This is a genomic window from Labilithrix sp. (assembly GCA_019637155.1).
Lineage (GTDB): Bacteria > Myxococcota_A > Polyangia > Polyangiales > Polyangiaceae > Labilithrix.
On the sequence record JAHBWE010000001.1, the window covers coordinates 623677 to 646545 of the forward strand.

The following is a 22869-nucleotide window of genomic DNA, read 5'->3' on the forward strand; positions in this document are numbered from 1 at the left end:
CATCCGCACCTTCAAGGCTTCGCCCTCACCGCCAGCGCGGTCGCCGCGGTGCGCCCGTAGACCTCGGGGGCGTACATCGCCTCGATGCGGGTCGGTGGGACGACGAAGGAGCCGATCGCGGTCGCGCGGGCGAGGTAGCGTACGTGGTACATGCCGGGGTCGACGTGGGCGAAGAACGTGTCGACGCGGTCGTCGTGGATCTGCCGGCGTGAGTCGGCGTAGCGGAAGGTCGTGCCGAGGAAGGTCGGTCGCGGCTTCGTCGGATCCTCCGGGATGCTCGTGTCGTGGCGTGACGTCGTGTCGAGGTCGTAGTCGAGCGCCTCGAGGCCGGCCGGGAGCGGGTCTGCGATCACGATGCGGTCGCGCGGCTCCGCCGTCTCGAAGACGAGATCGACCACGACGAGGTCGCCCGCCGTGATCTCGGTCGCCGTCTTCTTCGGGATGGAGCTCATCGCCTCCTTCACCGCCGAAGGCGCGACGCCGCGCACGTACTTCGCGACGAAGAGGCCCTCGTCCACCGGCTTGGTCGGGAGCGCCGCCGTCGCGTACTTGAGCTGCGCGGAGTAGAAGAAGCGGCCCTCCTTCACGTCGAAGGAGAGCGTGGGACCCTTCGCGACCAGCGTGTCGGCGGAGATGAACAGCTTGTCCTCGCGGAAGCTGCCGCGCGGGATCTTCGTGCGCATCATCTCCGTGCCGCCGAGGAGCGTGCGCACGTCGAGGCCGGGGCCGCTCGTCTCCTGCGCGCGCCGGTAGTCCGCGAGCGCCATGAGCGCCCACGCGTCCTCCTGCGTCGTGCGCCACGCGCCGTCTTGCTGGCGGAGCGCGAGGAGGCGCCGCGCGAGGCGGGCCGCGAGCGGATCCTTCGGGTCGGCCGCGACGAACGCGCGGAGGACGAGCGCCTGCGTGCGGACGTGCGAATCGAGGACGGGCTCCCAGCGATCGCTCTCGGGCTCGTCGACCTCCGCCGTGTTCGCGCCGACACGGATCCGCTGCTCGATCTCGCTCCGCAGCGCCTTGATCTGCGCGGGCGGCATGTTGCTCTTCGTCATCGCGTGGAGGAGGGACGCGAGGCCGGAGAGGCGCTGGCCGAAGCGCGCGTCGTAGAGGACGTTGAGCGCGCCCGGGTTGGGCCAGCCGAGGGACGCGAGCGTGTCCGCCACCATCGCCGCGTTGACGAAGTCGAGCACGCGCTCGGTCTCTTCCTTCAGCGCCTTCTCTGCTGCCCTCTCCGCCGCCGCCGCGCCAGCGTCGGCGTCCGGCTTCTTCGCGTCGTCCTCCGACGGCGGCGGCTTCGCGAGGCGCCGTGTCGACGCCGCGAGCACGCCGTTCAGGTAGTCGTGGCCGCGCTCGAGCACGTCGCGCGGGACGAAGCGCTTTCGCTCCGTCGCGCCGCCGATCGCGAGCATCGCGTACGCGCTGAGCCACGGCTCGGAGGTGGTCTTGTCCCAGAAGCCGAAGCCGCCCTCGTAGCTCTGGCGCTTGAGGATGCTCTCGATCGTCGCGTCGATGTGCGCGTTGACGTCGGGCGGCATCTTCGCACCCGCGTCCTTCGCGAGATCGAACGCGGCGACGAGGGGGAGGACCCGGCTCGTCAGCTGCTCGGTGCAGTCGTACGGGTAGTCGTTCAGCCGATCGACGACGAGGCCGAGGCCGGCGAGGGCGCTCGAGGAGACGCGCACGTCGAGCCCGCCGAAGTCCTTCCGCATCTGGGTGAGGTCGCCGAGCGCGATCGACGCGTCGCGCGAGCCCTCGCCGTAGACGCCGGTCGACTCGATCGACACCGGGAGCTCGACCTTTCGCTTCAGCTCGACCCGGTCGCGATCGCCGGCGCTCGACGCGACGTCGAACGTGACGATCGCCTCGCCCGGATCGGTCGCCTTCACCGGGAAGCGGACCTCCATCTGGCCGCCGCGCGGCATCGTGATCGACTTCGTCTTCGGCCCCGTCAGGGTGAGGCCGCGGACGTCGATCGCGACGTTGACCGGGATCGGGGAGCGGTCCTGGCTCTTCTCGTCCGGCTTCGACGACACCACCACGCTCGCCTCGACCTGGTCGCCGACGCGGAGCAGGCGCGGCAGCGCGGGGCGCGCCATCAGCTTGCGGAAGGTGGAGAGCTTCGAGTCGCCGGAGCCGAACCGGTCGTCGGCCGCGGCCGCGACCGCCATGAGGCGGAACGTCGTGAGGTTGTCGGGCAGCTTGAACGAGAAATGGGCTTTGCCGCTCTTGTCGGTCTTCTTGCCTGATTCGAAATAGGCCGTCGTCCGGAAATCGGCGCGCTTCAGCCCGTCGGCGCCGTCGCCGCCGTCGTCGCCCTTGTCGAAGGCGTCGCCGGGGTTGCGCGCGAGGGCGTATTCGTAGCCGAGCGAGGCGACCCTCTCTCCCGCTTTCATCGCGAGGATATGCGCGAGCGATTCCCGATTATCGAAGGTGAAGACGCCGAGCTTCCGCCGCTGGACGAAGGCGGGGAGGGGATCGGGCGTCTGGTAGCTCGTGAGCGCGAGGACGCCCTCGTCGACGACGTAGAACGTGAGCGCGGTCTCGACCGGCTTGCCGCTCTTGTCCTTCACCTCGACGTCGGCCTCGACCATCGAGCCCGGCTGGTACTCCGCCTTGTCCGCCTTCACCCCGACCGTGAGGCGATGCGCCTCCTCGTTCACGACGAGCTCGGTCCAGCCGTAGCGGTAGTCCGGACCACCGAGGTCGGCGCCCCGCGGCGGCGGCGCCTGCACGCGGCCGCGCAGCGCGACGACGCTGACGAAGGCGTTCGGGTAGAAGCTCGGCGCGATCGGCACCTCGACGACCGGCACCGGCCCGCTGATCGCGATCACCTTGTGGAAGAGGACGCCGTTGCGCTCCACCGTGACGAGCGCGTTGCCGTCCTTGAACGGGCTGCGGAGGAGGATCTTCGCCGTGTCGCCGACGTCGTAGCGCGGCTTGTTCGCCTCGAGCTTGATCCCGTGCCGATCGTCCGCCGCCCACGCGGTCTGGGCGGCGGTCGTCGTCTCGGTGCCGTACACGGAGGTGCTCGCGCGGACCGCGTTTCCTCGTGGATCCGAGGCGGTGGCGCGCACGATGAAGAAGCCGGCGTGCGGGACCTGGACGTTGCACGTGCCGGTCGTCGTGGTGGTGAGCGCGTCGCAGGAGCCGACGACGGTGTCGACGGGCTTGCTCGATCGCGCGGGCCGGCCGTCGGGCTGCTCGCCGGTGACGCTCGACCAGCGGCGCTCCACGAGCTCGACCTTCACCTTCACGTTCGCGCGGCGGCTGCCGGTCGGCTCGATCGCGGCGACGTCGGCGCGCATCTGCGCACCGGCGGCGACGAAGCGGTCCGGCGGCGACTTGATGCCGACGTAGAACTCGCCGGGATGGACGAGCACGGTCGATCGCGCGGTCACGGTCGCGCGCGAGAGGTCGGCGACCTCGGCCTCGAAGACGATGCGCTCGGGGCGGCGCTGATCGTCGAACGCGAGCTTCACCTTGCGCGAGAAGCCGCCCTTCGCGTCGAGCTTCCCGTCCTCGCTCTCGACCTCGGCCGCCGACCTCGTCTCGTCGGCGTAGTCGCCGGTGAACAGGTCGTCCGACACGGTGAAGGCCTCGGCGCCGGGCGGCGTGAAAGGCACCTCCTGGCGCGTCACGGTCGTGACGACGTCGGCGCCCTGCATCGGCGCGCCGTAGAGGTAATCGCCTTGGGTCGTGAACGTGGCCTCGTCGCCGCGGACGTAAAAGGGCTTGTCCGCCTCCGAGAGGACCTTGAACTCGTTCGGCTTGAACTCGAGGATCCGGATCGGACTGCTGAATACTGCCGCCTGCTTCGTATTCGATTTGCCGCCGGGGAGGGCGGTGGCGGAGACCTCCGCCAATCCCACTTCCGCGTTCTTGGGAATCGGCATGTCGACCGCGAAGGTGCCGAAGTCGTCGCACTTCGCGCGACCGTCGAAGATCTGCTCGCCGTTGTGGTCCTTGAGCTCGATCCGGAGCTCGCGCCCGGCGACGGACCTGAGCGCGTCGCCGTCGACGACGCGCACGATGCCGGCGACCTTGGCCGTCTCGCCGGGGCGGAAGACGCCGCGATCGGCGAAGACCATCCCCGCCCAGCGGCCCTCCTTCGAGAGGCTGGCGAAGTCGGACGTGAGGCGGCTCTCGACGCTCGAGCGGCCGATCTTGTGGATCGTCCAGTCGTCGCCGTGGCGTACGACGAGCGCCGCGTCGGCGCGGACGCGGTCGTCGCCGTCGTCGTCGTAGGGCGACGGCGCCGGACCCCCGCCTTCGTTCTTCATCGGATCGAACCGATCGGTCGGGACGACGACGAGGCCGCCGTCGTCCGCCGTCCCGCTGTAGACGTCGCCGCCCTTCGTCGTGCGCACCGTGACCGACGCGCCCTTGATCGGCTTCCCCGTCGCGAGGCTCGTCACCCACACGAGCGAGCCGAACGCGCTCATCTTCGCGCTCACGCCGAGGTCGGTCACGGTGACGAACGACTCGGTGCGGCCGCTGCCGTTCGTGCTGACGACGCCGGGCGGGGAGACGACGAGGAGCGCCGGTCCGCGGCCTTTCTTCGGGGCGAGGACGGCGTCGAGGTCGAGGAAGTCGACGACGCGCTCGTTCTGCGGCGCCCGGTTCGAGATCCAGGTCGAGGCGAACCCGTTGCGGGAGAGGAACTCGGTCGTGGAGCCGCGCGAGAGCGTCCACGAGGTCGCCTGCGCCTCCGTGAGCGGCGCGGCGAGGCTCGAGTAGGTCGGGACGTTGATCGCGCCGACGGGGATCTTGTGCCCGCCCGGCACGTTGGCCTCCAGCACTTGTCCGCTGAGCCCGACGTCGAGGCGGTAGGGAAGTCGCTCGCGGCGCGGACGCAGGTCCGCGACCGGCGCGGGCGGCTTCTTCGGCGTGGCCGCCTTCTCCTCTTCGGGCGCGGCCGGCGCGGGCGCGGGGGGAGCGACGAGCGGCGCCTCGACCACGAGATCGAACGACGCGTCCTTCTCGAGCTTCTGCCCGAAGACGTCCTTCATCCCCGCGGTGAGGGTGACCTTGTATTTTTCACCGAGCTTCGGCGCGACGCCGAGCCAGTGCTCCGTCGACGTGTCGATCTTCCGGATCGGCGCCTTCTGTCCGGGCTTCGGCGGCGGGCGCGGCGGGAGCTTGTCCGTCTTCAGGTGCGCCTTGAGCTCCGCCGGCGCGACGGGGTTCGAGAGGATCACCTTCACGTCGCCGCCCTGGCGGCAGCGGCCCTTCGCCTCGAGGCGCGGACAGTAGAAATCGACGAAGCGGAGCGGGCCGTGCGTGCGCATCGTGCGCGTGATCGGGCCCTCCATCGTGCGCGGGCCGCCGGTGCCGCGGAGGCTCTCTGCGATCGTGAGCTCGATCTGGTGGTTCGGCGGTAGCGGCTTCTCCGGCTTGAGCCGAACGAGCCAGCCGTCGGGGATCGGCGGCGTGACCTTGGCGTGATCGGGATCGCGCGTCGCGACGACCTTCATCGTCGTGCCTTTGTCGCCGTCCTTCTCGAAGACGTGCAGCGTCGTCGCGGCGGCGACGGCGGCGGGGTCGACCTCCTGATCGAACTGGACGTGAAAGGCGGGATCGGTCGGGAGCGAGCGCTCCGTCACGCCGGCGGCGCCCGAGACCCAGTAGTGGGTCATCTGCGGTCCGTCGGTCGAGAGCTCGAGGACGTAAGGTTTGCCGAGGACGGAGCCGTCGAGCGCGCGCACGTCGGGCGGAACGGTGACGACGTAGTCGTTGCCGCCGGGGAGCTCGCCGTCGGGGGAGAAGAGGAGCCCGCGCGTCCCCGTCCAGCGCCACGTGCCCTTCACGAGGCCGCCGGTCCTCGTCTTGATCGTGATCGCGGGCAGGCTCTGATCGTCGGCGGTGTCGACCGAGCGGACGCCGCGCGAGAACATCACCGTCACGCCGGGCTGCTTGCGGTCGGCGACGTGGCCCTTCGGCGCGGCGTGCACCACCGCGAACGGGCCCTGCGTGCGCGCGCTGAGCGCGTCGGCGCCGCGCGGCGAGATGGTCGCGACGGGGGCGGCGCCGTGGAAGCACGACGCGAGAGCGATCAGCCCGACGAAGCCGAAGGAGAGTCGACGAGACGGCATTGCGCGGCCCTTATATCAGGGCCCCTGTGATCAGGGGGTGCGCGGAAACGCGCGTCGAGCCGCGACCTATTCCACGACCCTTTACGAACGGCGCGGACGGGAGCACCCTGGTGGGGCATGTCTGGAGACCAGCCGCCTCGTTCCCGCGCCGACAAGACCCGTGCGATCGAGGCACAACCCCACTCCGCGCGCCGGCACGGCGTCTTCATCGTCGCGGCCGGCTTCGACGCCGGGCAGGTGCTCGTCCTCACGAAGGACGGGATGACGACGCTCGGGCGGGCGAAGGAGTGCCAGTTCTCGTTCGAGGACCAGAGCCTCTCGCGCGAGCACGCGATCGTGATGCGGGCCGGCGGCGCGTACATCCTGAAGGACACGTCGACGAACGGCACGTTCGTGAACGAGCAGCGCCTCACCACCGTCGCCGAGCTGCGCGACGGCGACCGCGTGCAGCTCGGCACGAGCACGTTCCTCCGCTTCCAGTTCGTCGACGATCAGGAGGAGATCGCGCTCCGCCGCGTCTTCGAGGCGGCCCACCTCGACGGCCTCACCGGCGTCTACAACCGGAAGCACCTCGAGGAGCGCCTCACCGCCGAGCTCGCGTACGCGACGCGCCACGAGGAGCCGCTCTCGATCATCATCATCGACGTCGATCACTTCAAGAAGGTGAACGACACGCTCGGCCACCTCGCCGGCGACGCGGTGCTCAAGCACATGTCGGCGCTCTTGAAGCGCCTCATCCGCCCGGAGGACATCCTCGCGCGCTACGGCGGCGAGGAGTTCGTCGTCATCGCGCGCGGCACCGACGTCGCGCAGGCAGAGGTCCTCGCCGAGCGCCTCCGCGCCGCGGTCGAAGCGGAGACCATCCACTTCGACGGCAAGGACATCAAGATCACCTCGAGCGGCGGCGTCGCCTCGCTCGCGTGCTGCGGCGAGAGCCGCGATCGCGCCACGCTCCTCGGCACCGCCGACAAGCGCCTCTACGCCGCGAAGCAAGGCGGCCGCAACCGCGTCGTCGGTCCCTGACCGACGTGCACCTCGCCGTCTTCGCGGACCGGATCCTCCACGACACACAGCCGCCGATCGACGACGCGACGCTCGCGCGGCTCGCCGCCTCGTGCTCGGGCGTCTCCTTTCGAGGGCTTCCGCCGGCGTGGCAGCTGCGCCTCCACGAGGACGCGTCCGCGCGCGTGGCGGTTCGCGCGGCGTGTCAGCGTACGGTGAAGCGGACGGGCTTGCTCGTCGTTGCGCCGCGGCGGGCGGTGAGGACGTGGTCGCCGGGCTCGAGGCGCCACTCGCGTGTGGGCGGCAGCTTCTCGCCGTCGACCTCGACGTCGTCGCCGATCGCCTCGACGTGGAGGAGCTGGAGGTCGCGCGGGCGATCGGGATCGATCACGAAGCGCGCGCCGTCGACGGGATACGTGATCGTCGGCGCCGCGCCGTCGTCGTCGTCGCGCGGCGCGAGAGGGCACGCGGGCGAGCTCTCGCGCGGCAAGAGCGGGCGGTTCATGCGCTCCGCCCACGCGCGGTACGATGGCGGCCACGCCTCGAAGAGACGCGTCTGCACGAGCTCGCCGCCGCACGCTTCGCCGGCGGGGAGGCCGTTCCGTACGTCGACGCGCACCGCCTGGTGCACGGTGCACGTCGCGCCGTGCTCGGCCGCGTCGGCCGGGAGCCACTCGCGGACGGTGTGGGGGCAATGTGGCCCCGGGACGTCGCCGGTGAGCGCGCAGACCGACGTGCGCGCGAGGCCGAGCTGCTCCGCGCTCTCCGGCGCGATGAACGGGCGGCGCTTCTCGCCGGTAGAGGCCGCCGTCATCACCGCGCGGAAGATCGGGCCCGCGCCGCTGATGCCGCTCACGCCTTGCATCGGCGAGCCGTCGAAGTTGCCGGCCCACACCGCGACGGTGACGCGGCGGCTGAAGCCGACCGCGACGTTGTCGCGGAAGCCCTTCGACGTGCCGGTCTTCGCCGCGACCTCGACGCCGGGGACCTCGAGCACGTTCTGATCGCCGAACGCGGACATGCGCGCGGTCTTGTCGGCGAGGACGTCGGCGAGCATCGCCGCGACGCGCTCGTCGACGACGCGTTCGCCTTCGCGCGGCGCGAGGAGGACGGCGTCGGAGGGCGACCGCACGACGCGCTTCACGACGCGGAGCGGCTTCGTCGTCCCGCCGCGCGCGAGCGCGACGTACGCGCGGGCGAGCTCCACGAGCGTGACCTCGCCGTCGCCGAGCGCGAGCGCGGGTCCGTAGTGCTCGGCCTCTTCGCGGAGCGACTCGAAGCCGAACGCGTGCAAGCGCGCGAGGACGTTCTCGGTGCCGACGCGCCGGATCGTGTCGACGGCGGGGATGTTGAGCGAGCTCCCGAGCGCCTCGCGGAGCCGGACCGGACCGCGCTGCTTCTGGTCGTAGTCGTGGGGGACGTAGTCGCCGCCGCCGGGGAGCGGGATGTGGATCTCGACGTCGGGGAGCATCGTCGCCGGCGTGAAGCCGAGCCGCCGCATCGCCTCGGCGTAGACGAAGGGCTTCAGCGCCGAGCCGGGCTGGCGCAGCGCGACGACGCCGTCGTTCTGGCCGAGCGCGGCCTCGTCGTAGAACGCAGGCGAGCCGACCCACGCGAGGACGTCGCCGGTCGCGTTGTCGATCGCGACGACGGACGCGGCGGTGACGTGCCGGTCCGCGAGCGCGGCGAGCGAGGTGACGACCGCGTCCTCCGCCACGCGCTGGAGCTCCGGATCGATCGTCGTGTGGATCTCCTGGATCGTCTTGCGCTCCCCGAGCGCCTCCGCGAGCCCTGGCTGCCACGACGCGAGCGCGCCGGACGCGAGGCCGCGCACGAGGTGCGGCGCGCCGAAGGCAGGCTTGTCGAGCGCGGCGGCGATCGGCTCCGCCTTCGCGCGCTCCGCTTCTTCGTTCGTCACGAAGCCCGCGTCCGCCATGCGATCGAGCACGCGGTCGCGCCGCCTGCGCGCGAGCTCGGGCCGCTTCGTCACGGCGTAGAGCGAGGGCCCGCGCGGCAGACCCGCGACGAGCGCGGCCTCCGCGAGCGAGAGGCCGTCCGGCGCGACGCCGCAATAGCCATGGGCCGCGGCCGCGAACCCGCGCATCGAGGGTCCGTAGACGACGCGGTTCAGGTACTGCTCGAGGATCTCGTCCTTCGAGAGCGACGCCTCGATCCGCACCGCGAGCCCCGCCTCCGTGATCTTCCCCCAGAGCGATCGCTTGTGCGGCCGCACCGTGCGCGCGAGCTGCATCGTGATCGTGGACGCGCCCGACACGACGCGGCGGTGCGCGACGTTGCTCCCGATCGCGCGCACGACCGCGGCGACGTCGACGCCGAGGTGCGAGCGGAAGTGGCGGTCCTCCGCGGCGAGCACCGCGTCGGTCACGCGCTTCGGAAACGCCGCGAGCGGCAGCGGGCGCGCGCGAGCGCCGTCATCGGCGCGCACCTCACGGAGCAGCTTCCCATCCTTCGCGAGCACACGCAGCGACGGCGGCGCCGGCTCACGCAGCTCCGCCGGGAGCGGCGTGAAGACCGCGACGATCGCGACGATCACGAACGGCGCCGCGACGACGGCGAGCAACGCCGCGACGACGCGCCGGCGCGTGAGCCGTCGCCGCACGGCCGCGAGGACCAAGCCGACGTTCCGCCGGGTGAGCCGTCGCCGCGCGGCCGCGACGATCGAGCCGACGCCCCGTCGCCGCGCGGCCGAGAAGAACGAAGCCACGCGCCGCCGCATCACGGCGCCTCTATAGTCGACCTCGCGCAAGCGCAATACAGGGCCCCAGAAGCGGCCGCGCAAGCGGGCGCGAAGCGCCCCGAGCGCGCAGCGCGAGGGCCGTGTCTGGGGTGGGGTGTCGGGGCGAAGCCCCGACGTTGAGAAGCGGGCGCGAAGCGCCCCGAGCGCGCAGCGCGAGGGCCGTGTCTGGGGTGGGGTGTCGGGGCGAAGCCCCGACGTTGAGAGCCGCACGCGTGCATGATTTGAAGGAGCTGAAAGGGGCTCGCGTCCGCCCGCGGGTGAGAACGCTTCGCAGGTCATCGCTCTTCGCTCGGCTTGCGGTCGCGGTTGTGGCGCCATTGGGGTGGGTGGATGGCGGGAGGTTGAGCCGCGACGGCGCGGATCGCTGGTCGCGACGGAGGGGGCCTTGGCTGGGAAGTGGGCGCGATGCGTAGCGGAAAGGCAGATCCTCGCGACGCCGCATACCGAAGGCGTTGCAGTGGACTGGAGAGTCGTGCACGCCTAAAAATTGCGCGCTGTGTAGGCGAGACGCGAGTGGGGTCGGGCGGCGTCGTGCGGGGTTGAACTTCACGGTGCAACCGAGGTGCGTGCAGACGCTCGAGAGGGCGCGTTCGCCTTCATGCTCGCCTCCCACGCAAGCGGCGGACCGCGAAGCGTTCACACCGCCGCTGAGCACGGCCGTTCGCAGTAGCTAACTGGTTCAACCAGTTGCAAGTGGTTCAACCAGTGGTCCAGTCTTCGCAAGCGGGGCCGTCGATGCTCAAGGTCCTTCGCGTCGTGCTCGCGGTCGTCGGCTTCCTCTCGCTCGCGCGCTTCGCGCACGCGGCCGAGCCGTGTGTGGTGGAGGCGCGCCCCGGCGTCGAGGACGCCGATCGCGACGCGGTGGAGGAGGTGCTCTGCCCGAAGCTCCGCGAGGCGGCGCCGGGCTCGGTCGTGCGTGTCCGCGTCGGGAAGCTCGGGTCGAAGCTGATCGTCACCGTGCTCTCGGACGGTGGGCGCGGGCCGTCGGAGCATCAGGTCATCCTCCAGAACATCGATGAGCTGCCGGTCGCCACGCCGCGCCTCGCGGAGGCGGTAGAAGAGAAGAAGCCGCTCGCCGAGACGCTGCAGGTGACGAACGTGCTCGGCGAGGAGACGCGCGTCCCGAAGAAGAAGCCGTCGGAGATGCACGCGTGGCTCTCGCTCGGCGGCGTCGTCCTCCCGCCGATCGGCGTCGGGCCGGTCGGCGGGTTCGCGCTCTCCGGCGGCAACGATCGCTGGTCGTTCGTCGGCGAAGCACGCGTCGGCGCGGTGGGGAGCATCGACACGAGGACGAACATCCTCCTCGGGTTCTCCGGCGGCGTGCGTCACCACTTCACCGCGAACGACATCGCGCCGTTCGTCGGGATCGGCGCGTCGGGCATCTTCGTCGGAGCGACGCAGTCGCACGTCGTCGTCGTCGAGAACGGCGCGATGAGGAGAGGCGGCGTCTACGGGCTCGCCGCCGGCGCCGAGCTCGGGATCGACCTCCTCCGCACGAGCACCGTCGGCGGCGCGTTCGTCCTCCGCGGTGACTTCGCGGCCTTCGACGTCTCCGAGCACGGGGGCTCCGTCGCGTGGTCGCCGATCTTCACCGCCGCCCTCGCGATGCGCTTCTGACGGCCGGAACTTGTGCCGCGCGCGGTTGTCCGGACGGGGCATGCGAAGGATCTCGCTCCTGGCCGTGCTCGTCGCCGGGTGTGCCCAGCACGCCATCTCGACTCCGCCGCCGAAAGATGCGCCGCGAGCGGACGCGCCCGCGCCGGGCGCGCCGGACGCGCCGAACGCGCCGGAGCCCGCGATCGGCTCGAACCCGAGGCCGCCGCGCACCGCGCGCGCGGTCGCCCCGCGGCGCGTCCCGCAGCTCAGGATCACGACCCCGCTCCCCGGCGAGCCCGCGCCGGCGCAGCTCGCCGAGGCGCGCCTCACCTCGATGACGTGCGAGCAGACGACGTCGGAGGACGTCGAGCCGGTGCTGCGCGAGATGCGCGCCGCGCTCGCCGAGTCGTACAAGGAGTGGCACGACGAGCAGCCCGCGTGCTGGCGCCAGATGCGCGAGGAGTACCGCTGGCGAAAGGCGCAAGAGGACGGCAACGGCCTCCGTCTCTGGGGCGTCGGCGAGGGCGGCGGCGGACGCGGAGAGGGGATCGGGCTCGGCACGATCGGGACGATCGGATACGGCGCGGGCTCGGCGGCGGGGAGCGCTCGCGGGAGCGCGCCGCGATCGGCGAAGGTCATGTCGAAGACGAACACCCAGGTCGAGGGCGTCGACGAGGCCGACATCGTCAAGACCGACGGCCGATGGGTCTACGTCGTCGCGAACGGCGCGCTCCGCGTCCTCGAGGCGATGGACCCGAAGGTCGTGTCGACGACGAAGCTCGACGGCAAGCCGCGCGAGATGTTCGTGGAGGGCGATCGCGCGGTCGTCTACGTCTCGAACGGCCACGCGGGCAAGGCGTGCACCTACGCGTACGACTGCGAATTCGGCGGCGACGGCACGACGACGAAGGTCCTCGTCTTCGATCTCGCCGAACGCGCGAAGCCGCGCCTCGTGCGCTCGATCCAGCTCTCCGGCTCGCTCATCGCCGCGCGCCGCGTCGGCAAGGCGGTCCACACCGTGGTGGCCGATCGCGACGTCGATCGCCCCGCGTTCGACCGCTGGCCCGCCGACTTCCAGATGTGCGGCACCCCGGAGGAGGAGGTCCGCGCGAAGTTCGCGAAGCTCCGCGCCGCGAACGAGGCGAGGATCCGGAGCGAGCACAAAGCGGGATATCCGACCGTGACCGAGGACGGCGTGGAGCGGACGATGTGCGGCGGGATCCTGAAGCCGGCGATCCGCGACGGACAGGCCTTCACGAGCGTCGTCTCCTTCGACCTGACGGACGACAAGACCGCGCCGGCGACGTCCACGATCGAGAGCCGCCCCGGCGCGGTGTTCGCGTCGGACCGCGCGCTCTACGTCTCCGTCGTCCACAAGCGGACGGCGGGCAACCGCTGGTATTCGCATTATTCGTCGACGCCCGAGGTGAGCGACATTCACAAGTTCCGTATCGGCGGCTCACCGAAAGAGACGAAATACGTCGGCAGCGGGACGGTGCCGGGGCACGTGCTCAATCAGTTCTCGATGGACGAGTGGCACGGCTACTTGCGAGTCGCCACCTCCAAGGGCCGCGTCCCCGATCCGAAGGTGGAGAGCGCGATCTCGATCTTCGCCGAGGCCGCGGGCGGGAACCTCGTCCGCGTCGGGGCGGTGGACCACATCGCGCCGGGCGAGGACATCCGCGCGGTCCGCTTCGACGACGACCGCGGCTACATCGTGACGTTCAAGAAGACGGACCCGCTCTTCGTCATCGACATGTTCCAGCCGCAGCAGCCGAAGGTCCTCGGCGAGCTCAAGATCCCCGGCTTCTCGACGTACCTCCACCGCATCGATCCCGATCACCTCATGTCGATCGGCTTCGACGCCGACGACAAGGGCGACTTCGCCTACTTCAACGGCGTCATCCTCCAGCTCTTCGACGTGAAGGAGCCGACCAACCCGAAGCTGACGCACAAGGAGACGATCGGCACGCGCGGCTCGAGCTCGGAGGCGGCGACGAACCACCTCGCGTTCAACTGGCTCCCGAGCGAGGGGCTCCTCGCGGTGCCGATGACGATCTGCGAGGGCGGCGGCAACGGCAGCTTCGGCTCGAACCTCGCCTTCAGCGGCCTGCTCGTCTACGACGTCGACGTCGAGCGCGGCTTCACGCGGCTCGGCGGCGTCGACCACGGCGCGCGGGGCGCGAACTGCCAGACCTGGTGGTCGAACGCGAATTCGGTCGTGAAGCGGAGCGTGTTCCTCGACGACCTCGTCTACTCGATCGCGGAGGACCGCGCGAAGGTGCAGAAGATCGATCACTTCGGCAAGGACCTCGCCGACCTCTCATTCGAGTGACGGCTTCCGGATCACGATCCACACCGCGACGAACCACGCCTCCAGGACCGTGAACGCGAGCGCGTTGCCGGCCCCGATCAGCTCGGGGGAGGGGCGGACCGCGCGCGGGACGAGCGGCGCGAGCGAGATCGCGACGAAGAGGAGGAGCATCGGCGGCGACAGCCGGCCGAGCAGCTTGCTCCAGGTTCCGCGCACGCGGAGCGTGAGCGTCCACGCGATCGCGGCGCCGGTGTAGAGGATCGCGGCCCACCCGGACGTGAGCGGGAACATCACGCCCTCGAACGCGAGGAAGTCGGTCGCGTCACGCACCTCCGCGCCCTCGCGCGCGAGCTCGACGCCGCGCGTGACGAGGAGGAACTGGGCCGCTTGATCGGGCAGCACCGCGAGGCCGACGAGCACCGCGGTGACGATCGCGAACGTCCGCGGCCTCGTCCCCGGCTTCGTAATTCGAAGTAGCGCAATGGCAAATACGATGTCGGAGACGGCCGTGATCTGCCAGCCGAGCCACCCGAGGCGATAGGCGACGGGGGAATCGGCGATCCGGATCATCCGCTCGACGTCGTCGCCCGCGCCGCCGCCGCCGGGGACGAGCGGGAGGAGGAACGCGGCCATCCCGAGCATCGCGGCGCCGTGCGCGAGGAACGTGAAGATCAGCGCCTGGCGAAAGAGCTTCATCGATTCACCCGCCCTTCGCGAAGAGGTCGCGCCGCCAGTATTTCGGTCGAAAGAACCGCAGAGCCCCTTTGAGCACCGTCATCCACGCGAGGTGGGCGCCGGGGCGCGTGTTGTCGAGGATCCGCCGCGCGAGCCAGGGCGCGACGGTCTCGACCGGGTCGGCGATGAAGTTGAAGAGGCGCCGCTTCGAGCGCCAGAGCTCGGGCTCGCCTCGCTCGTAGACGCCGGTGAGGAGCTCGGTCACGACGATGCCCGGGCTCGTCGTGCCGACGACGACCCCGCTGTCGCGCGTCTCGTCGACGAGCGAGCGCGTGAAGTAGCGGAGCGCCGTCTTCGTGCTGCCGTAGAGCGCCATCCCGCGCTGGCGCGCGCCGTCGGCGCCGAACCCCTCCATGTTGTAGACCGCGCCGCGGAGGCCGTGGAATCCGTCGTGCGGCGCCTGCGCGAGCATCCCCTCGAGCGCGACGCGGGAGCCGTTCATCATCCCGGCGAGGTTCGTCCCGACCACGGCGGCGATGTCGCTCGGCGGCAGCTCCACGAACGGCCGCTGCGCGTTGCTCGTGCCCGCGTTGTTCACCCAGACGTCGACGCGCCCGAAGCGCTCCCGCGCCGAGCCCCAGAGCGCGCGGACGTCGTCGTACCTCGAGACGTCGCAGGCGCGGCCGTGCGCCTTGTCGTCGCCGAGCTCGGCGCAGACGCTCGCCACGTCGGCGTCCTTCCGCCCCGACACGACGACGTTGGCGCCGCGCGCGACGAGGGCGCGGACGAGCCCGAGCCCGAGACCCTTGGTGCTGCCCGTGACGACGACGGTCGGAGCCAGCGCTCAGAAGTCCGTGCGGATCGTGCGGCCGCCGACGCTCGTCTGCGCGCTCGCCGGGGTCGTGGGCTTCGTCGCCGGCTGGGCGGCGGGGGCGGGCCCCGGGGCTGGGCGATGGGTGAACGCGGGCTTCGTGCCGGCGGTGGCGCTCGTCGCGGTCGCGCCTGCGTCCGCCGCCGCGGTCGTGGCGGAGTCGCCGGTGTCCATCGCCGGCGCCGTCTCGGACGGCTTCGGCGCCGCGGTGCCCGCGGTGTTCACGGAGTCCGCGGTAGTCGCGGTGTCCGCGGTCTGCATCCCGCTCGACGCCGTCTTCGGGTCGGGCTTCACCTCCGTCGTGCCCGGGCCCCGCATCGTGGAGATGCCGATGACGCCGATGACGGCGAGCGCGGCGGCGGCGCCGGCGTAGACGAGCTTCTTCTTCGAGCCGTTCGGCGGCGCGCCGGCCGACTCCTTCAGCGGGTCGGCCGTCTTCGACAGGCTCGTGCTCGTCTCCTTGCCCACGGTGGCGGGAGGAGAGACGCTCGCGTCGGTCTGGTTCGCGCCCGTCGTCGTCGCGGGGGCGTTCGGCGTCTCGCCGGTGATCAGGATCTCGGGGAGCGACTTGCCGCGCGTCGGCGACGCGGTGAGGTCGAGCCCGCGGCCGCCGGTGTCGGTCGCCCAGTCGCCCGCCTGGCCGCCGTTCTTCTGGAGCCAGCCGATCAGCGCCTCCTCGAGCTCCGCCGCCGTCTGGTAGCGGGCCTCGGGCGCGCGCGCGGTCGCCTTGACGATGATGGCGTTGAGGTCGTCGTCGATGTCCGGGCGCAGGTTCTGCGGGGTCGGGGCCTCTTCGAGCGCGATCTTGAAGAGGAGCTCGTTGAAGCTGTCGGCGACGAAGGGCGTGCGCCCGGTGACGCACTCGTAGAGGACGACGCCGAGCGAGTAGATGTCGGAGCGGTGGTCGGTCGTCTTCGCGCCGCGCGCCTGCTCCGGCGACATGTACACGGGCGAGCCCATGATCGTGCCGGTCTGCGTGTTGGACGTCGCCTCCTGATCGTTCAGGAGCTTCGAGATGCCGAAGTCGACGATCTTCGCGACCTCGCGGCCGGACTTCGTCTTCGCGATGACGACGTTCGACGGCTTCATGTCGCGGTGGAAGATGCCGGCCGCGTGCGCCGCGGCGAGGCCGCGCGCGGTCTGGATGCAGTAGCCGATCGACTCGATGAGCGAGAGCTTGTTGCCCTTCGCCTTGTCGATGCGCTTGCCGAGGTCCTCGCCGACGAGGAACTCCATGACCATGTACGGGCGGCCGTCGGCGAGCACGCCGGCGTCGAAGATCTGGACGACGTGCGGCGACTCGATGTGCGTCGAGGCCAGCGCCTCGCGCTCGAAGCGCCCGACCATCGCCGGGTTCGAGGCGTACTGCGCCTTCAGGACCTTGATCGCGACGCGGCGCTTGATGCGGACGTTGACGCCCTCGAGGACCTCGCCCCACGCGCCCTCGCCGATGACGCGCTCGATGCGGTACTTGCCCTCGAGGAGCTCGCCGGTTGCGGGGAGGCCTGCGCTCATCGGATGAATCCTCTCAGAAACGCCGTCGTCGCCGGCGCGCGCTCCTTCTCCGGTCGCGTAAGGTAGACGTAGCCCGTGAAAGCGGCCGCGACGATCGTGCCGATGAGGAGCACGTCGGTCGTGACGTTGAGCCCCAGCGTGCGGCTCCGGAGCTCGTCGGCGCGCTCCGGGTTGGTGCCGTCGTTGGCGCTCTCGTAGGAAGAGGCGGTGCTCGTCGCGACGATGCCGGTCACCACCGTCGCGATGCCGAGGATGCCGGTCGCGCCGGCGCCGTACCAGAAGCTCTTCGGGATCGGGCGCTCCGGCGGCGGGGGCGGCGGCGCGTAGACGATCTGACTCGGCTGCGCCGGAGCGACCGCGACCTTGTCCTCCGGGAACTCGAACGGGTGCACGCCGAGATCGCCCGCCGTCGCGTCGACCTCCCAGACGATCTCCTGCTTGCCAGGCGCGCGCGCGGTGATGATGTGATGACCTTGCCGGATGCCGACCGGGAACGGCACCGTCGCGGTGAGCGGGCCGTAGACGTTGTTGATCGAGTCGCCCTGGGTGGGGATGCGCCGGTCGAGGATCGTCGTCTCGGGGACGTTGCTCGTGAAGGTCACGCGCGCCACGCCGAGCTTCAACGTCTGGAGGTCGCGATCGAGCTGCTCGCGCTCGGCGGGGGCGATCTCGATCATCCCCTTGATGTAGTTCTCGTACGCTTCGATCGCCTCCGAGTCGCGCTCGAGCATCATCGCGCAGAGGCCGAGGTTGCCGAGGATCTGCGCGGCGGGCGAGAGCTGGTACGCGACCTTGAACTCGCGGTAGGCCTCTTCGTAGCGGGGCTTCGCCGGATCGCGGAGCAGGTTAACGCCGGCGGCGAAGTGGAGGCGCGCTTGCTGGAGCGCGTCCTGCTGCTGCGCGGGCGCCGGGGCGGGAGGCGCCGGCTTTCCCTGCGCGAACGCGGGGGCGGCGCTGCACATCAGGGCGAACGCCGCCGCGCTGCAAAATGTCAGAAGCCGCACGTCTCGCAGCATAGCAACGGTGGGTGGAAAATTCCTCACCCGAAGAGAGGACAAAAAGTAGGAATCATTGGCATAGATCTAGCGGCTCTCGGATCCCGAGGATGGTGGGGCGGAGGTCCGGGGGGGCGGTCCAGGGCGCGTCGGGCGTCGTGGCGGTGCGCTCCTGGAGGTTGAACGACGAAGGGCCGCCGCGGACGAGGAAGGGGCTGAACGTGTAGCCCTCGCCTTGGTTGAAAGGTGCGAAGACGGTCTCCGATGCGGGGTCGTAGTACACCGACTGGCCGGAGTGGCGGATCGACACGCGCTGCACGAGCACGCTCGGATCGAGCGAGATCGCGTGCAGGTTCGTGTCGGCGTTCGCTTCGACCATGAAGACGAGGCGGCGCGCGTTGTCGATCGCCGCCTTCCGGAGGACGGTGGGCGCGGTCGCCTCGGTCGACATCGTGAAGGTGCGGAGCGGGAGCTGGCTCGTGGCCGGCTGGAGGTAAGGGCGCGTGTAGAGGGCGTGGACGCCGTCCGCGAGCGGGAGGAGCGTCACGTCGTCCGGGCCCGCGTTGCAGACGATCGAGCCGAAGCCGGGCTGTCCCGTCTGCGCCATGCGGCCGTAGGTGTGCGAGCCCTGCGCGACTGGCACGTCCGTGCCGTTCGGGAGGAAGTACTGCCGCGCGCGCACGACGCAGACCATGTTGCCCTGCGGGCCTTCGCACTCGGGCGTCGGCTGCGGCCCCGCGTCTTCGGTTCCCGCGTCGCTCGGCGGCGTCGCCGGGGGCACTCCGGGGTTGTAGAAGCTCAGGTACCCGCCGGTGCCGGACAGGCTCCGCGTCGCGACCATGCCGCGCGGGTTCTGCGGGAGCGTGATCGGCGTCGCGACCACCGGCGACGCCGGGTTCGTCGTGTTGATCGTGACGAGGCGGAAGGCGGAGCCCGACGCGGGGTGGGCGACGATCGAGACGCGCTCGCTCGTGACGCCGATCGCGTCGTAGTAGACGAGCGGTCCGACGGCGACCGCGGACAGCTCCGTCCACGCGCCGGTCGTGGTGTCGAGCCGGCGGATGTGGAGCTTCACGTCCTCCGTCGTGTTCGCGATGAAGTGCGTCGCGGCCTCGAAGATGTACCAGAGGTCGCGCGGCGCATCGTGCGCGATGCCCGCGACCCACATCCTCTCGCGCGTCGAGACCTCGCGCCCGCTCTTGCTGTCGAGGACGGTGAGCACGGGCTCGAGGACACCGCCGTCGGACGCGACCTCGCCGCCGACGACGAGCGGCGAGAACGCCTCGCCCGTCGTCGACGTCTCCGAGGCGTCGACGGTCGTCGGAGGCGGCCCGGTCTCCTCCACCGTCACGCCGGCGGCGTCGGGGCGCGTGACGCTCGTGAACTGCCCGTCGTCGGCGGGCTTCACGTCGTCGAGCGAGTTGACGAGGCTGCAGCCGGCGGCGACCGCCGTCGTGAGCAAAGCGGAGAGGGAGGTCAGACGAAGCGCGCGCATCTAGTTCCTCGGCGCGTCCTGCATGATCCAGGACGTGATGATGTCCTTCTCGATGGCGGTGAGGGCGTTGCCCGTCTGAGGCGCCGGCATCACGAGACCACGCGGCGGGTTCGGGTTGATCTTGATGGAGAGCCAGCTCTCTTGCAGGTTGCTCTTCGTCACGCGCGGGATGTTCCGGCCGTCGATGTTGCCGAGGATGGACCGCGCGTCCACGAGCTGGTCATACGAGAACGCGGGCGCGAGGTTGAGGCCGCCCGCCGTGGGTCCGCTCACGTGGCAGCCGACGACGGCGCAGTTCTTGTTGAAGACGCCCTGCACGTCGATGCTGTAGCTCGTGTCCGTCGTGCCGCTCCTCTCGACGAGGTTATCGTCGCGGTTGTTCGTCGCGTCGCGCGCGCGCACGACCCAGTTGAGCGTCGCGCGGGACGCGAGGTCGGAGAGCTCGACGTACGGCGCGCCGGGGGCGCTCGTCGCGCGCGGCGGCGCGTCGAAGTCGTAGCCGCCGGCGGTCCGCGCTTCGAACACGTCGTAGACGATGTTCCCCGGCGGCGTCTGATCGTCGGTCGCGGGGTCCCAGCTCAGCTTCACCTTGCGCATCACGGGATCGAAGTCGAACCCCTTGATGCCGGCGAAGGTGGGCTTCGTGACGTCCGACGCGGTCGTGGCGGAGCGCTCGACCGTGTTCTCCTCCGCGTTGCCGGCCGCGTCGCGCGCGCGACACACGAAGGAGTACGTGACGCCCGGCTGGAGGCCGGTCAGCGTCACCGCCGTCGCGGCGCTGACCTTCGCCGCGGGGTCGGCGGTGAAGTCGAACTGCCCCGCGCTCGTCGACGTGAAGACCTCGTACGTGAGCTCCGACGCCGGCGAGTGGTTGTCGGTCGCGGGCGACCACGTCACCTCGACCGAGGTGGCGCCGAGCGCCGTCGCCGCGTCGCAGCCCGCGAACGTGGGGAGGGTCGCGTCCTGACCGAGCGCGGAGTTGACGACCGCGCCCCCGGCCGACTCGTTGTTCGCGATGTCGCGCGCGCGCACCTCGAACACGAACGGCTCTCGCGGAACGCCGAGCTCGTTCAGGGTGATGGTCGTGTCTCCCGGGCCCGTCCGCGCGATGCGCGTGAGGGTGGTCCGCGGCCGTCCCGCGTAGACGTCGTAGACGATCGCCTCCGGCGGGGTGAAATCGTCGGTCGCCGGCTCCCACGTCAGCCTCGCGCCCGCGTTGCCGGACGGCTCGGCGGTCTTCAATCCGTTGAAGCTCGGCGGCGCCGTGTCCGGCGACGCGATCGCGGACTTCACGATCGTGTTCCGGTCCTCGAGGCCGCTCGCGTCGGCGGCGCGGACGATCACGTAGTAGCGCTCGCCCTGCTTCTCGGGCGTGATCGTGACCGCGGTCCCGTCGGTCTTGATCGGGATCGTCTTCAGCTCGCGACCGGGGAGGCGCGTGATGTAGACGCGGTAGTCTTGCGCGTCCGGGGCCGGCTTCCACGCGACGACGAGCTTGCCCGCTTCGTCGGGGACGACCCAGGCGACGCCCTCGAACGCGAGGTTGTTCGAGCGGACGGCCGGATCGTCATCGCCGCCGCAGCCGATGGCGAGCGCCAGCGCCGTTAAAGCAAAGGCAAACCGAGGACGTAGCACGGCCGCATCATACGCGCGTGCCGCCGAATGGGAAGAACGGCTCGTCGCTATCCGTGGCGTCATCCCGTCGTCATCCCGTCGTCATCCCGTCGTCATCGGGGCGTCTCTGGGCGTCGTTTTCCAGTGATCCGGCGCGAGCGGCGGGAGGCCGAGCGCCTCGCGGACCGGCGCGAACGACCGGCGATGGACGACGCACGCGCCGAGCCTCTGCAGCGCGGCGACGTGCTCCTTCACGGGGTAGCCCTTATGCCGCGCGAATCCGTAGCCCGGGTAGGTCGCGTCGAGCTCGCTCATCAGCGCGTCGCGCGCGGTCTTCGCCAGGATCGACGCCGCGGCGATCGAGAGGCTCCGGGAGTCGCCCTTCACGATCTTCTGCTGCGGGATCGCGAGGTCCTTGAGCAGCCGCGCGTCGAGGAGGAGGTGCGCGGGCGCGACGGCGAGCCCTTCGACCGCGCGGCGCATCGCGAGGAGGCCGGCGTGATGGATGTTGATGCGGTCGATCTCCTCCGGCGTCGCGAAGCCGACCGCCCACGCGACCGCGCTCTCCTTGATGACGACGGCGAGACGTTCGCGCTCGGCGGCGGTGAGCTTCTTCGAGTCGTCGACGTCGGCGAGGCGCGTCCCCGGCGCGAGGACGACCGCGCCGGCGGACACCGGACCGGCGAGCGGGCTCATCCCCGCTTCGTCGACGCCGGCGACGTGGACGACGCCGCTCGTCCACAGCTCCTGCTCGAAGCGGAGCATCCTCCGGAGGCGCTGCCCCTCCGCGCGGCGGGCGCGCCGGCGCCGCTCGATCGCGCGGAGGATCGCCTGCGCGCCGGAGCGCGGGTCCTCGCGCAGCCGCTCTTCGAGCTCCTTCGGAAGCGGCCGGTCGCCGTCGACGTAGCGGGCGCGGATCTCGGCGAGCTTCAGCGAGGGCTCCAATGGTTCTCCAAATTTCTAAACTTCGGGGAGCGGAATGAGCTCCACGTCGTCGCCGGGGATAATCGGGAATCGCCGGTTCTTCCAGTCGTCCTTCGCGCGCTCGATTCGCTCTTTCGAGCTCGCGACGAAGTTCCAATAGATCTCGCGGCGGCCCTCGAGGTGCGCGCCGCCGAGGAGCATGACGCGCGCCGCCTCCTCCGCGACGACGCGGACCCGCGCGCCGGGCTCGAGGACCGCGAGCGCGCCGGGACCGAGCGCCTGCTCGCCGAGCCGGACGCGGCCCTCGACGACGTAGACCGCGCGCTCCTCGTGGCCGTCGTCGACCGGGAGCTCGGCGTCCGCGTCGAGGCGGGCGTGGACGTAGATCGTGGGCGAGAGCACGCCCACCGGCGAGGTCTTGCCGTAGGCCGTGCCGGCGATGACGTCGAGCGACGCGCCGTCGACGCTGAGGTGCGGGAGCGTCGCGCGGGGGTGGTGCTCGAAGCGCGGCTCCGTCTCCTCGTGCTCGAGCGGGAGCGCGACCCAGCTCTGGATCCCGTGCATCGCGAGGCCGTTCTTGCGGCCCTCGGCGGTCGCGCGCTCGGAGTGCGCGATGCCGCGACCGGCGATCATCCAGTTCACGTCGCCGGGGCGGACGACGCGATCGGAGCCGACGCTGTCCTTGTGCTGCATCTCGCCGGCGAACAGGTACGTGACCGTCGCGAGCCCGACGTGGGGATGAGGCCGCACGTCGAACCCGACCCCGGGCGCGAAGTCGGCGGGCCCCATGTGGTCGAAGAAGATGAACGGCCCGACGAGCCGGCGCTGGACTGCGGGGAGCACGCGGCGGACGGAGAAGCCTCCGAGATCGCGCGGCCGTCCTTCGATGAGGAGCTCGATCGCCATGACGTGCGGTCGAGCCTACTTCGCTGGTGCGGGAGGCGGTGAGATTAGTCTCGACGCGGTGCGGGCAAAGGTGAGAAGGAAGTATGAGCGACCGCTCCGCGCGCATGCGCACGCG

Annotated in this window: 13 protein-coding genes; 3 read left to right on the forward strand and 10 right to left on the reverse strand. The window is 71.0% G+C overall.

All coding sequences use genetic code 11. From position 1 onward, the window contains the following. Positions 1-11: 11 nt before the first annotated feature. Positions 12-6089, reverse strand: coding sequence for a hypothetical protein (locus tag KF837_02705; GenBank protein MBX3226190.1), 6078 nt, complete (start codon positions 6087-6089; stop codon positions 12-14). Between the two features lie 117 nt (positions 6090-6206). Between KF837_02705 and KF837_02710 the strand changes: the two genes are divergently transcribed. Continuing rightward, complete coding sequence (locus tag KF837_02710) at positions 6207-7112, forward strand: GGDEF domain-containing protein (protein ID MBX3226191.1); 906 nt, start codon at positions 6207-6209, stop codon at positions 7110-7112. Positions 7113-7296: 184 nt separating this feature from the next. Here the strand turns inward: KF837_02710 and pbpC are convergent, their stop codons facing one another. Continuing rightward, positions 7297-9828, reverse strand: a complete 2532-nt coding sequence (pbpC, locus tag KF837_02715) for a penicillin-binding protein 1C (protein ID MBX3226192.1) — start codon at positions 9826-9828, stop codon at positions 7297-7299. A gap of 756 nt (positions 9829-10584) precedes the next feature. Between pbpC and KF837_02720 the strand changes: the two genes are divergently transcribed. Together KF837_02720 and KF837_02725 are read left to right on the forward strand one after the other, a co-directional pair. Beyond that, positions 10585-11466, forward strand: coding sequence for a hypothetical protein (locus tag KF837_02720; GenBank protein ID MBX3226193.1), 882 nt, complete (start codon positions 10585-10587; stop codon positions 11464-11466). A gap of 40 nt (positions 11467-11506) precedes the next feature. Continuing rightward, positions 11507-13780: a beta-propeller domain-containing protein gene (locus KF837_02725; GenBank protein MBX3226194.1), complete on the forward strand. Its 2274-nt coding sequence runs from the start codon at positions 11507-11509 to the stop codon at positions 13778-13780. Here the strand turns inward: KF837_02725 and KF837_02730 are convergent. From KF837_02730 to KF837_02765, 8 genes are all read right to left on the reverse strand, one after another. Beyond that, the gene (locus tag KF837_02730) at positions 13769-14455 is read right to left on the reverse strand and encodes a hypothetical protein (protein ID MBX3226195.1); all 687 of its coding nucleotides are present in this window, start codon (positions 14453-14455) and stop codon (positions 13769-13771) included. The genes KF837_02725 and KF837_02730 overlap by 12 nt on opposite strands. Positions 14456-14459: 4 nt before the next feature. Then, positions 14460-15275: an SDR family oxidoreductase gene (locus tag KF837_02735; GenBank protein MBX3226196.1), complete on the reverse strand. Its 816-nt coding sequence runs from the start codon at positions 15273-15275 to the stop codon at positions 14460-14462. Positions 15276-15278: 3 nt separating this feature from the next. Continuing rightward, a complete protein-coding gene (locus tag KF837_02740) occupies positions 15279-16820 on the reverse strand; it encodes a serine/threonine protein kinase (protein MBX3226197.1) in 1542 nt (513 codons plus the stop codon). Further along, positions 16817-17824, reverse strand: a complete 1008-nt coding sequence (locus KF837_02745) for a hypothetical protein (protein MBX3226198.1) — start codon at positions 17822-17824, stop codon at positions 16817-16819. Before KF837_02745 ends, KF837_02740 begins: the two co-directional genes overlap by 4 nt. Positions 17825-17888: 64 nt before the next feature. Beyond that, positions 17889-19310, reverse strand: coding sequence for a hypothetical protein (locus KF837_02750; GenBank protein ID MBX3226199.1), 1422 nt, complete (start codon positions 19308-19310; stop codon positions 17889-17891). Continuing rightward, complete coding sequence (locus KF837_02755) at positions 19311-20945, reverse strand: fibronectin type III domain-containing protein (GenBank protein MBX3226200.1); 1635 nt, start codon at positions 20943-20945, stop codon at positions 19311-19313. Positions 20946-21026: 81 nt separating this feature from the next. Continuing rightward, positions 21027-21869, reverse strand: a complete 843-nt coding sequence (locus KF837_02760; GenBank protein ID MBX3226201.1) for a ribonuclease HII — start codon at positions 21867-21869, stop codon at positions 21027-21029. Between the two features lie 15 nt (positions 21870-21884). Further along, a complete protein-coding gene (locus KF837_02765) occupies positions 21885-22754 on the reverse strand; it encodes a pirin family protein (protein MBX3226202.1) in 870 nt (289 codons plus the stop codon). Between the last annotated feature and the right edge of the window lie 115 nt (positions 22755-22869).